Here is a 13,098-nt window from a genome sequence, read left to right on the forward strand (position 1 = left end):
ACGGAATCGAGGTGTCTTTCTTTTATGCAAAATCACGAACTTGCTCATTTATAGTAGTAAAAATATTTTAGCATAAACAAAGAAATGCCACAAGAGAAGGTAGTGCTGCAAAGAGACCCTTATTATGGAATAGATACTGGAATCTGAATATTCAAGACCATAGTAAAAGTGAATAAAAAAACATATAAATATTAGATGTAAATTATTGACGTTAACCAAATGGAATTATATAATAAAAATATAATGAAGTTGGGGAAAAGCCTTAGCGCAGAGTAAAAATAGTTTTTGACTTTTAGCCCCTGATATCATATTATAAAAATAATGCATGTTTCCAGTAATATGGAATTAAAAAGGAAACCGGTGCAAATCCGGTACGGTCCCGCCACTGTAAAAGGGAGCTTTTTATCATATACGTCACTGCTGAAGAGGCGGGAAGACGATAAAATGCGATGAACTTAAGTCAGGAGACCTGCTTGCATTGGAAAAAAGGTTATTTCTTACGGTGTATAAGAAAGGCTTTATTTTTATACCTAAAATACATTTTAAGAAAAGAATCTTTTTTATTTCAGGAAAGGATGTGAGAAAAGAAAACTTGAACTTTTATACAAATACGATAGAAAGGTAAAAAAGGAATGAAAAAGATAATAAGTTTTATATTGACAATGATTATGCTGCTCACCTGCACCAGTATTTCAGTTATGGCAGCCGATACTCAGAGTGATACAACAAATCAGGACGGAAAAATGACAATAGGAGTGTCCGTATATAATCTGAATGATGCAGAAGTAAGAGCATTTAGAAATTATTTTGAAAATTATGTCGGCATGGCTTTTGAAGTCGAGTTTTTATATTCTTCCAGTATAAGTACTGCAGAAGAAGAAATCAGCTTTATCAATGAGCTTCATGAAAGAAATGTAAAGGGAATCATTTCTTTCCTTTCTTCAGATCTTGAAGAAGTTCTTCCGGTATGTGAAGAATATGGTATGTATTATGTACGTGGATCAGGAACGATCAGTGATGAAATGTATGAGAAAGTAAAGGATAATCCTTATTTTCTGGGAACGATAGGAACATCTGTTGAAACAGAAATGGATGCGGCTGCCAATATGGCGGAGTATTTTGCTTCAGAGGATCAGAATAATCAGAATCATTACATAATAGCATGTGGAGGAGCTGCTATCGGTAATGAGATGCATCGTCTGAGAACGATTGGTATTCTGAATAAGCTTCAGGAAGCATATGGCCTGTCATATGAGAAGCCTGTAGAAGAACTGGTGAATACGCAGGATACTGAAGAAATTGAAACAGGTAGCGACATTAAGATTACTCTGGTTCCGGGGTATCCCAAAGATTATCTTGATGAAAAGCTGGCTGATCCGCTGAATACAGGAGAGTATAATGTTATTCTGAGTGTAGTGAGCGCAAGTGATTTTATCAAGGTAATTGATGCTTATGAAGAAGAGAACAGTACAGATGTATTGTTGGGTTCAATTGACTGTTTTACAGAAGATACATACGAAATGTTTAACAAAAAGGGATATAACGGCAAGGAAAGAATCGACTATCTTGTAGGAAAATATGGTGCTATCGTTGCACCATCATTTGTTGCCATGAAAAATGCTCTGGAAGGCTTTGCAGAAGATTACCGTGAAGATGGAAGTGCTTTCCGGCTGCAGCAGTCATTCTGGACAGCGGATTCAGTAGATGAGTTTAATAAGCAGTATGCGTTATCTATTGGAATGTATGATAATACATATAGTGTAGAGGACATGATGGAAGTTCTGAAATCCTATACACTGGAAACAAATTTTGAACAATTCCGGAAATTTACGGAAAAATAGATAGAAAATAAAAGTCTAAAATAATTGACGTATACATGATAGTATGTTATGATAAATAAGTATTCATACGGTCATTTAATGATTCTAGAGATAAGTTCAGACCAGCAGAAGCGTCCTGCTGGTCTGATTAAAAGGGGAAACCGGTGTAAATCCGGTACGATCCCGTCACTGTGATAGTTGGTTTTCAGCTGAATGCCACTGGAAGATATTTTTCTGGGAAGGTGCTGAAAATGGGTAAGCTTAAGTCAGGAGACCTGCTTATTTCTGGTAAAAGAGATTCTTGCGGACGACGAGAAATCCTGATTAAGAGTTACAACTTCATGTGTTGCATATATATGTTTGATTCTTTAATGGTAAGATTTCGTGACGGATGTGGGAGCATCTGTCTTTTTTTTCGTTCAAAATCACAGGAATGGACAGTATGAGAAGGAAGAAAAACAACGAAGAAACAAAAAAAGAAAGGAAGTAAAGGATGAAAAAAACAAAAAGAGAATTACTTGTGTTAGCAGCGGCAACAACAGTTGCATTATTAATGGGAGTTACTGTACAGGCGAAGGGTGATGAGAAGGTTTTAAACTTCGGATGTCAGATGTACACAGATGGATGTGTAAACAGTGCAAATGATGAAAACAGTGGATGGAATGCTATGAGATATGGTATTGCTGAAGCATTATTTAAATTCGATGACAATATGGAAGTTATCCCGTGGCTTGCTGAGAGTTATGAAGTAAATGACGAGCATACAGAATGGACGATCAAGCTGAAAGACGGAATTAAATTCTCTGACGGATGTGATTTAACTCCGACAAAGGTAAAAGAGTATTTTGATCACATGAAAGAGGTAGGACCTTCCGGATCTGCCAAACCGGAGAAATATCTGGAATTTGAAGCAGAAGTTACTGTAGATGATGATGCAAATACTATTAACATCAAAACAAGCAAACCATATGCAAACCTTGTAGGACAGCTCTGCCACCCAACTATGGGAATCACAGATGTAGAACATATTGAAAACTACGATAATGGAATTATTGGAACAGGTCCATACAAGATTGAAGAATTCAATGGTGTAGGTGTTGGTTATACATTAGCTGCAAATGAGTATTATCGTGAAGATGTTCCATACGATAAGATCAATCTGCTGTTCATGGGAGATAACTCCGCAAAAACAATGGCTCTCCAGAGTGGTCAGGTAGACTTGGTTGAGAATATCACAAATGTAGCAGATATTCAGGACTTCCAGGATAACGATGACTATACTGTTGATATCGCATCAGGTGTACGTTGTGGATTTGCATGGATGAACTTTGACGGTGTTCTTGGAAACAAAACACTTCGTCAGGCAATCCTGATGGCAATTGATAATGATACAATCTGTAATTCCAGAACAATCGGTGGACTTTATACACCAGGATTCTCCGTACTGCCTTCTACTCTGAACTATGACTATGACAAACTGGAAAATCCATATACCTATGATCCGGAAAAAGCAAAACAGATTCTGGATGATGCAGGAATCGTTGATACAGACGGAGATGGAATCCGTGAACTGGATGGTCAGAATATCAACCTCAGATATATTTCTTATGAAAACCGTCTTCTGAATGACTTTGCAGATGCTCACGCACAGTATCTTGCAGAAATCGGCATCGGTGTTGTTCCTGAATACGGAAGCTCAGATGATCAGTGGAGTAAACTTGCAGCACTGGATTATGACTTTAATAACAATAACTGGATCACTGTTGGTACCGGAGATCCTCTGGCATATATGGCTAACTGGGCAACTGATACCAGCTACTGCGCATACTCCAACCCGGACTATGATAAGTTATATGAAGAATTAAAAGGTGAAATGGATCCGGAAAAGAGAAAAGATCTGATCTTCCAGATGCAGCAGATCCTGGTAGATGATGCAGCGGTTCTGATTGATGGATACTACAACTCATCTATGATCTACAGTAAGAAAGTTGGTTCTGCACATATCCATACAGCAGATTACTACTGGCTGTCAACAGAAATTACTCCTGCAGAATAAGAAAAGTCTGCGAATTGTGAAGTTACTGAATAGTTACAAACAGAAATAAAAAGAGGTGTCTTTTTTGAGTAAAAAGCAAATAATCAAGCGTTTATTACAGATTGTGATCGTATTGATCGGTATCAGCTTTATTACATTTGCACTGACCTTTATGTCACCAGGTGACCCTGTACGAAACATGTACACGGCAACCGGTGTAATGCCTACTGAAGAAATGGTTCAGGAGACACGCGAGGAACTTGGTCTGAATGATCCGTTTCTGGTGCAGTATACCAGATGGCTTAAGAACTGTCTGAAAGGTGACTTTGGCAAATCATACAGCTTAAATAAACCAGTTACAGAACTTCTTGCAGCCAGATTATGGCCGACTTTGAAACTTACATTAATGGCCATGATCCTTATGCTGGTTATTTCTGTACCTTTAGGTATGTTGTCTGCCATATATAAAGATAAATGGATCGATTATCTCGTCCGGGGAATTACATTCCTCGGATGTGCGATGCCTAACTTCTGGGTTGGACTTCTGTTAATGCTGGCATTCTGTGTTTATATCAATGCATTTCCGGTTATCAGTTCTGCGGGAGACTTTAAGAGTCTGTTTCTTCCGGCTTTGACACTTGCGATTGCAATGTCTTCCAAATATACCAGACAGGTAAGAACAGCGGTGCTGGATGAACTGAGTCAGGATTATGTGATCGGTGCACAGGCAAGAGGAGTAAAGAAATCAAAGATTATCTGGGGCAATGTATTTCCAAATTCATTGCTTCCGCTGATCACAATGTTTGGTCTTTCCATAGGATCACTTCTTGGAGGAACCAGTGTTGTAGAAGTAATCTTCTCTTATCCGGGTCTTGGAAACCTTGCAGTTTCAGCAATCACATCCAGTGATTACAATCTGATCCAGGGATATGTATTATGGCTTGCCCTGATTTATATGGTCATTAACCTGATCGTTGATGCATCTTATGTTTATATTGATCCACGTATGCGTTTAAAGGAGTAGAATCATGAAAAAGAAAAACAGATTTTTAGCAAATAAAACTTTTGTCGTGTTTTCTATTCTTGCAGTCTGTATTATTCTGACAGCAGTATTTGCACCGGTGGTAACCAGAGGGGTTGACCCGTTAAAAGGTTCTCTGGTAGATGCACTGCTTCCGCCATGCAAGGAACATATTTTTGGAACCGACAAAATGGGCAGGGATATTTTTTCAAGAGTTATTTATGGAGCACGTGCATCTCTGTCAGCAACCTTTGGTGTTGTTGCCCTGATCTTTCTGGTGGGAACTGTTACCGGAGTCCTTGCAGGATATTTCGGAGGTGTCATTGATGCTGTTATTATGCGAATTGCAGATATGATGCTTGCTTTCCCAGGACTGGTACTTGCTCTTGCTGTTGCAGGTATTATGGGCGCAAGTATCAAAAATGCGATCATCGCTATTGTAGTAGTAAGCTGGACCAAATATGCGCGTCTGGCACGAAGCCTGGTTATGAAGATCCGTGACAGGGATTATGTATCAGCAGCGATCGTTACCGGTTCCAAAACACCGTATATGCTGTTTCGATATATGCTTCCAAATGCACTTCCTACACTGATCATTACTGCTGCGACAGATATAGGTTCCATGATGCTGGAACTGGCAGCAATGTCCTTCCTGGGATTTGGCGCGAAGCCGCCGGCACCGGAATGGGGTTATATGCTGAATGAAGGAAGAGCGTGTATGCAGTCCGCTCCGTGGCTGATGATCTTCCCGGGTCTTGCTATTTTTGTAGTAGTTGTTGTATTTAATATGCTTGGGGATTCCATCCGTGATATCCTCGATCCAAGAAATGAGTAGGAGGAATAAACATGCTGAAATTAGATAATGTGACAATCTCCTACAAAAATGTTCCAACTGTTCAGAATTTTAATCTGGATATGAAAGAGGGACAGATCGTTTCTCTGGTAGGAGAATCCGGAAGTGGAAAAACCACTGTTATCCGTGCTGTTCTGGGACTTCTTGCAGGTGGCGGTAAGGTCACAGAAGGAAGTATTACATTTGAAGGAGAAGACCTCTTATCCTATACACCGGAACAGTGGAGAAAACTTCGTGGTTCTGATATTTCCATGATTTTTCAGGACAGTGGTGCAATGATGAATCCGACACGTAAAGTCGGAAAAGTATTCACAGAATATATTCTTACTCATGAGAAAATTTCCAAAAAAGAGGCATGGAGTAAGGGAATCGCAATGCTGGAGCGAATGAGACTTCCGTCTCCGGATAATATTATGGAATCTTATCCTTTCCAGTTATCCGGTGGTATGAGACAGCGAGTTGGTATTGCGATGGGAATGACTTATCAGCCGAAGCTTCTTCTTGCAGATGAACCGACTTCTGCACTGGATGTAACAACGCAGGCACAGATCGTGCGTCAGATGATGAAGCTCAGAGATGATTATCATACAGGCATTATTGTAGTAACCCATAATCTGGGTGTAGCTGCCTACATGTCAGATTATATTGTTGTAATGAAGAACGGAAAAATGGAAGACCAGGGAACAAGAGAGTATATTCTGAAAGAATCAAAGAATGAATATACCAGAAAACTTCTGGAGGCAGTTCCATCCCGGGGAGGTGAACGATATGTCTGAAAAAAGAGAAGTAATACTGGAAGCGAAACATGTAACCAGAAGATTTGCGGCATCACATGGACGTACTCTGCTGGCGAACAATGATATTAATCTGAAAATGTATAAAGGTGAAACACTGGGTCTGGTAGGAGAATCCGGATGTGGTAAGAGTACATTTATGAGATTTCTGGTTTCTCTTGATACACCTTCAGAGGGTGAGATTCTGTACCGCGGTACAGATATCACGAAATTAAAGGGAGAAGAACTGAGAAATAACCGTCAGAACATTCAGATGGTATTTCAGGACCCGACCTTATCTTTTAATCCGAAAATGAACATTCGTGATATTGTGTGTGAGCCTTTGATGAATTTCAAAAAGATTAAGAAATCGGAGAAGGATGCTGTCTGCAGAAAACTTCTTGAAATGGTAGAATTACCAGGAGATTTTGCAGATCGTTATCCTCACAATATGAGTGGTGGACAGCGTCAGCGTGTTGCGATCGCGAGAGCACTGGCACTGGAACCGGAGATCGTTGTTCTGGATGAAGCAACTTCAGCTCTCGATGTTTCTGTTCAGAAAACCGTAATTGAACTGATTACAAAGCTTCAGAGAGAAAAGAATATTACATTTGGTTTTATCTGTCATGATATTGCACTGGTTCAGCTGGTGGCACATCAGGTGGCTGTTATGTATCTTGGAAACCTCGTAGAGGTTCTTCCTGGAAAAGACCTCGATATGAAAGCGATGCATCCATATACAAGAGCACTGATGGGTGCAGTATTTGATATTAATATGGACTTTTCCAAACCAATTGAGAGTATTGAAAGTGAAGCTCCGAGCCCGTTGGATCTTCCACAGGGATGCCCGTTCCAGGGAAGATGTGAACATTGCATGGATATCTGTAAAAAGGAGAATCCACATCTTATAGAAGTAGAAGACGGTCACAGTGTTGCCTGCCATTTGTTCAAAAAAGGTGGCAGATAATGAAAAAAGATAGTCTGATTTCTGGAAATATAGGAAAAGCATTATTACTTTTTGTACTTCCACTGATTGCGGGAAGTTTGATTCAGCAGTTGTACACAACGGTTGATGCGGTTATTGTTGGTCAGTTTACCGGAAAAATCGGACTTGCAGCAATTGACTCTGTGCATACACTTTTTAAGTTTCCGCTTAACTTTATGAACGGACTTGCAACAGGTGCAACGATTATGATCTCCAGATATTTTGGAGCAAAAGATAAAGAAGGACTGCATTGTGCAGTGCGGACAGCTCTTTTACTCGCCGGTATTCTGGGAATTGTCTGTGCTGTAGCCGGTGTAATTTTTTCTCCATGGCTGCTTGATATCATGTCTGTTCCGGAAGAAGTCCGTGCAGGATCACTGATCTACTGCCGAATTTATTTTGGCGGAATATGGGCAATGATCCTTTATAACATGATGGCAGGAGTCTTGCGTGCGTTTGGAGATTCTAAAAAGCCATTATATGTACTGGTCGTATGCAGTGTGGTCAATATTGTTGCAGATCTCATACTGGTAGGACTTCTGCATACTGGTGTTGGAGGAGCGGCAGCAGCTACTGTACTTTCTCAGATTGTAAGTGTTGTACTTACCGCATATTTTCTTGTGAAATCTGATTTCCTGGAAGAAAAGATAGGAATCAGAACTATGAGAATCTGCAAAGAGCATATGGGAATGATGATAAACAAAGGTTTCCCGTTAGCTCTTCAGTCCATGCTGTTTCCAATTGCCAATTCTATTGTTCAGGCAAGTATTAACACAATGGGAACTGACAGTATTGCAGCATGGGGAATCTGTGATAAACTGGATTTACTGATCTGGCTGATAGCGGATTCCATGGGACCTGTACTGACTACATATACCGCGCAAAATCTGGGCGCCGGTAAGGCGAAAAGAGTAAAGAAGGGAGCCTTGATCGGTACGGGCTTATCTGTGATCGCGGTAGGAATTATCAGTATTGTCCTTTATTTCGGTTCCGGACTGATCGGACCGTTGTTTATCGATCAGAAAGACGTTCCGACATTGATACCGCTGGTTATAAGATATATGCAGATGATGGCACCGTTCTTTGTATTCTATGCTGTTGCAGCAGCTCTTTCAGGAGCATGCAGCGGCCTTGGAGAAACATTGGTGTCAATGGTTACTACATTACTTACAATCTGCCTGTTTCGAGTAGTCTGCATTCTGGTTGTTTTACCATCATTTGAAACAATGGAATGTATTGTATGGATTTATATTGGATCATGGATAGTGTCAGGTGTCACTTTTACTATTTTATATCTGGCAAAGGTCGAAAAATTCTACCATAAGAAAAGTAAATAAAAAGATTATAATCATTTCGCAAATGATAGATGAGACAGAGGGTGCAGCAGGAAGAAGAATCAGACGGTATCCTCTGTTTTTATATCATAGGAAATGATTCCGTAATGTTCCTATGATATAAGAATTTGATATTTGCAATTTTTTTAACAATAAGTTATTGACAGAGAATAAAAAGCTGTTATAATAAAATTAACAAATGAACAAGTGCTCATATGATGATGTGAAAATCTATTCATGAGCCGGAAAGGAAAAAATACAATGAAAAAGACTTACAAAATCGACGTAGACTGCGCAAACTGTGCAAACAAAATGGAGGAAGCTGCTAAGAATACAGCTGGTGTTAAGGATGCAACAGTAAACTTCATGATGCTGAAAATGATCGTTGAATTTGAAGAAGGACAGGATCCGAAAGCAGTTATGAAAGACGTTCTGGCAAACTGCAAGAAGGTAGAAGACGACTGCGAAATCTATCTTTAATTCAGGAGCGATTCCTGTTGATGATATATTTACGGGAATTGTCGTAAATTAGCAGAGAGGGACTGCAGCACAGAGATATGTCAGACGGTTATGGTTATCCACTGATATATGTTCTGGCGGCGGTCCTGTTTTATAAGAAGTGAGGTATTAAGATGAATAAGAAGCAAAAGAAGATGCTGATCAGAATCATCGTAGCGGCGGTATTGATCGTGCTTTTTTCTAAATTACCGATAGATGGATATGTCAGATTTGGACTGTTTATGATTCCATATCTGGTAATTGGCTATGATATTCTTCAGAAGGCATTTAAAGGTATCAGAAATAAACAGGTATTCGATGAGAATTTCCTGATGGCAGTAGCTACTGTGGGAGCAATTCTGCTCGGAGATTATTCTGAAGGTGTTGCGGTTATGCTGTTCTACCAGATTGGAGAACTTTTCCAGAGTTATGCAGTAGGAAAGAGCAGACGTAACATCAGTGAACTGATGGATATCCGTCCGGATTATGCCAATATTGAAGTAGATGGAAAACTTGAACAGGTAGACCCGGATGAAGTTGAAATTGGTACTGTAATTGTTGTACAGCCAGGAGAAAAAGTTCCGATTGATGGTGTGATCATTGATGGTGTTTCTACTTTAAATACCAGCGCTCTGACCGGAGAAAGCCTTCCAAGAGATGCAAAAGCCGGGGATGAAGTAATCAGCGGATGTATCAATATGACAGGTGTTCTGAAAATCCGTACGATCAGAGAATTCGGAGAATCTACCGTATCCAAGATTCTGGAACTTGTGGAGAATTCCAGTTCCAGAAAATCAAAATCAGAGAATTTTATTTCAAAGTTTGCCAAATATTATACTCCGGTTGTATGCTACGGAGCACTTGCACTTGCTTTTATTCCCCCGATCGTACTTTTGATCATGGGAAAACCGACTATGTGGGGTGATTGGATTTACCGAGCACTTACTTTCCTGGTAATCAGCTGTCCATGCGCACTGGTGATCAGTATTCCTTTAAGCTTCTTTGCAGGAATCGGTGGAGCAAGTAATCAGGGCGTTCTGGTTAAAGGTTCCAACTATCTGGAAACACTTGCACAGACCAGCTATGTGGTATTTGATAAAACCGGTACAATGACACAGGGTGTTTTTGAAGTAAGCGGAGTTCATCATAATGAGATTTCAGATGAAAAACTGCTGGAATATGCAGCTCTTGCAGAATGTTCTTCTTCCCACCCGATCAGTAAGAGTCTTCAGAAAGCATATGGAAAACCAATTGACAGAAACAGAGTCACTGATATTGAGGAAATCAGTGGTAACGGTGTGACTGCAAAAGTGGATGGTATATCTGTAGCAGCAGGAAATGCAAAATTAATGAAACGCCTTGGAATTTCCTATCAGGAATGTCATCATGTTGGTACAGTAATTCATATGGCTGTAGATGGAAGATATGAAGGTCATATTCTTATTTCTGATATTCTGAAACCTCATGCAAAAGAAGCAATTGCTGAATTGAAGAAAGCTGGTATCAAGAAAACAGTTATGCTTACCGGAGATTCTAAACGTGTTGCAGATCAGGTAGCAAAAGAACTGGGAATTGAGGAAGTTTACAGTGAACTTCTTCCGGCTGATAAAGTAAGTAAAGTAGAAGAATTACTTCATCAGAAATCCGAAAAAGAGAAGCTTGCATTTGTGGGTGACGGTATCAATGATGCGCCGGTACTGTCCAGAGCAGATATTGGTATTGCTATGGGTGCACTGGGTTCTGATGCAGCGATTGAAGCAGCAGATATCGTACTGATGGATGATGATCCGCTGAAAATTTCCAAAGCGATTAAGATTGCAAGAAAGTGTATTCATATTGTATATGAGAATATTTATTTTGCAATTGGCATTAAGATTTTGTGTCTGATACTTGGTGCGCTGGGAATTGCCAATATGTGGATGGCTATTTTTGCAGATGTAGGTGTTATGATCATTGCGGTATTAAACGCAATCCGTACTTTATTTGTAAAAAACCTGTAACTGTGAAGGTACTGAACAGTTACAAAAATTTATAGAATAACAGACAGTTGCAGACAGGAAGGAAAATGGTGAAAGCGTGGAAAAACATAAAGACGAGGCTTGTGACTATTATGAAATTCATGAAGATTCAATGGAAATTATAAATAAAACAATGCCAGAAGAGACGGAACTTGAGGATTTGGCAGATTTGTTTAAGATTTTCGGAGATTCTACAAGAATCCGTATTCTGTTTGTGCTTTTCGAAACAGAGGTATGTGTATGCGACCTTGCGAAAGCACTGAATATGACACAGTCTGCAATTTCCCATCAGCTTAGAATCCTGAAGCAAAACAAACTGGTGAAGAACCGACGAGAGGGAAAGTCCATTTTTTATTCTCTGGCAGATGATCATGTGCGGACGATTATCAATCAGGGAAGAGAGCATATAGAAGAAAATTAATCCGATGTGAACGTATGGTAAAAGTAAAAAGCAGGGAGTTGATATTTCAAGTATTGGCTCCCTGTTTGAAAATATAAAAGTTTTATAGAACTAACTATTGAAAGTGGAATTTACAGAATGAAATAAGAGCCTGCCAGTGGATGATAAGATCTGGCAGAGATGGAATGAGTGGAAGGAGAAGATTTGATGCGAACATTACGAGTAGCAGACCTGGAAGCAAAACCGGGTGAGAAAGTATCAGGATTTGTGCACATCATCGGGGCAGAATTCGGAATTCCGGTAACACTGATCTGTGGAGAAAAAGAGGGGGAGACTGTTCTGATCTCCGGTGGGGTACATAATGCAGAATATGTAGGAATTCAGGCAGCTATGCAGCTTGCAGATGAGCTGGATCCGAAGAAGATCGCAGGAAATATCATAGTGATCCGTCTGATGAACCGAACTGGATTCGAACACCGTACCATGAGTCTTACTTATGAGGATGGAAAAAACCTGAACAGGGTTTTCCCTGGAAATCCGAATGGTACACTTAGTGACAGGATCGCTTATACTGTTGTGACAGAATTTTTCCCGAAGGCAGATTACTATGTGGATCTGCACTGCGGTGATGGATTTGAGGGACTGGTATCTTATGTATACTGTACAGGTGCAGCAACTCCGGAAGTAGCTGCAAAAAGCCGGGAGATGGCGGAAATCGCACATGTGGACTATCTGGTAACTTCCATGTGTGGAACAGGCGGAGCTTATAACTATGCCGGAAGCATGGGAATCCCGAGTATCCTGCTGGAACGTGGACACAGTTCCCGCTGGTGCGAAGATCTGGTAGCGGAGGATGTTCATGATGTGAAGAATATCCTCAGACATCTGAGAATCCTTCGCGGGAAGTCCCATATTCATGGCAAACCACCGATAGAAGTAAGTCCTGTGATCTATGAAGATGCCCCGGTATCAGGCTGCTGGTATCCGGCGAAACAGCCCGGTGAGACCTTTAAAGAAGGCGAAGTACTGGGAAGAATCTGCGATTATTTTGGACGTGAACTGTTTGTGTACAGAGCCCAAATGGGTGGTATTATTCTTTATCAGACCATCAGTCTGTGCATTATGAAGGATACGCCGATGGTTTCTTATGGTACCTGGGATGAGGATACACAGGGTAAGATTGAAGTAGGATGTGAAGTGTGCGGAAATGAGAAACATAAGCATGGACACCATCATCATAAATCAGAGGAAAAACATCATAAACGGCATGAATATCATAAGCATCCTGAGGATAAATAAATACTTAACTATAAATGAGCAAGTTCGTGATTTTGCATAAAAGAAAGACACCTCGATTCCGT

11 protein-coding genes and 2 riboswitches are annotated in these 13,098 nt (G+C 40.2%); all 11 genes read left to right on the forward strand.

The features are described from left to right. Positions 1–308 precede the first annotated feature (308 nt). Positions 309–491: riboswitch (cobalamin riboswitch) on the forward strand. A gap of 141 nt (positions 492–632) precedes the next feature. The 11 genes from HFM85_RS15705 (at position 633) to HFM85_RS15755 (ending at position 13,036) form a co-directional block, all read left to right on the forward strand. Next, positions 633–1,841 carry a hypothetical protein gene (locus tag HFM85_RS15705; protein ID WP_173739162.1) on the forward strand — a complete coding sequence of 403 codons (1,209 nt, stop codon included), beginning with the start codon at positions 633–635 and terminating at the stop codon, positions 1,839–1,841. Between the two features lie 75 nt (positions 1,842–1,916). Then, a riboswitch (cobalamin riboswitch) is annotated at positions 1,917–2,117 on the forward strand. A 196-nt stretch (positions 2,118–2,313) separates the two neighbouring features. Beyond that, positions 2,314–3,876: an ABC transporter substrate-binding protein gene (locus tag HFM85_RS15710; RefSeq protein ID WP_173739163.1), complete on the forward strand. Its 1,563-nt coding sequence runs from the start codon at positions 2,314–2,316 to the stop codon at positions 3,874–3,876. Between the two features lie 64 nt (positions 3,877–3,940). After that, positions 3,941–4,879, forward strand: coding sequence for a nickel ABC transporter permease (gene nikB, locus HFM85_RS15715; protein WP_008707166.1), 939 nt, complete (start codon positions 3,941–3,943; stop codon positions 4,877–4,879). Positions 4,880–4,883: 4 nt separating this feature from the next. Then, positions 4,884–5,711, forward strand: a complete 828-nt coding sequence (gene nikC / locus HFM85_RS15720) for a nickel transporter permease (protein ID WP_008707164.1) — start codon at positions 4,884–4,886, stop codon at positions 5,709–5,711. Positions 5,712–5,722: 11 nt separating this feature from the next. Continuing rightward, positions 5,723–6,505: an ABC transporter ATP-binding protein gene (locus tag HFM85_RS15725; RefSeq protein WP_055053312.1), complete on the forward strand. Its 783-nt coding sequence runs from the start codon at positions 5,723–5,725 to the stop codon at positions 6,503–6,505. Beyond that, on the forward strand, positions 6,498–7,469 hold the full coding sequence (locus HFM85_RS15730; RefSeq protein WP_055053313.1) for an ABC transporter ATP-binding protein: 972 nt from the start codon (positions 6,498–6,500) through the stop codon (positions 7,467–7,469). The genes HFM85_RS15725 and HFM85_RS15730 overlap by 8 nt, the downstream gene beginning before the upstream one ends. Further along, positions 7,469–8,824 (forward strand): MATE family efflux transporter, encoded by a 1,356-nt coding sequence (locus tag HFM85_RS15735; RefSeq protein WP_055053314.1) that lies wholly within the window; start codon positions 7,469–7,471, stop codon positions 8,822–8,824. The genes HFM85_RS15730 and HFM85_RS15735 overlap by 1 nt, the downstream gene beginning before the upstream one ends. A gap of 258 nt (positions 8,825–9,082) precedes the next feature. Next, a complete protein-coding gene (locus HFM85_RS15740; RefSeq protein WP_055053315.1) occupies positions 9,083–9,301 on the forward strand; it encodes a cation transporter in 219 nt (72 codons plus the stop codon). Between the two features lie 152 nt (positions 9,302–9,453). Then, complete coding sequence (locus tag HFM85_RS15745; RefSeq protein WP_118569138.1) at positions 9,454–11,319, forward strand: heavy metal translocating P-type ATPase; 1,866 nt, start codon at positions 9,454–9,456, stop codon at positions 11,317–11,319. A gap of 130 nt (positions 11,320–11,449) precedes the next feature. Then, positions 11,450–11,758: an ArsR/SmtB family transcription factor gene (locus HFM85_RS15750; RefSeq protein WP_081017038.1), complete on the forward strand. Its 309-nt coding sequence runs from the start codon at positions 11,450–11,452 to the stop codon at positions 11,756–11,758. A 186-nt stretch (positions 11,759–11,944) separates the two neighbouring features. Beyond that, positions 11,945–13,036 (forward strand): M14 family metallopeptidase, encoded by a 1,092-nt coding sequence (locus HFM85_RS15755; protein WP_118699620.1) that lies wholly within the window; start codon positions 11,945–11,947, stop codon positions 13,034–13,036. Positions 13,037–13,098: the final 62 nt, after the last annotated feature.

This window comes from Blautia schinkii, from assembly GCF_013304825.1.
Taxonomy (GTDB): Bacteria; Bacillota; Clostridia; order Lachnospirales; family Lachnospiraceae; genus Blautia_A; species Blautia_A schinkii_B.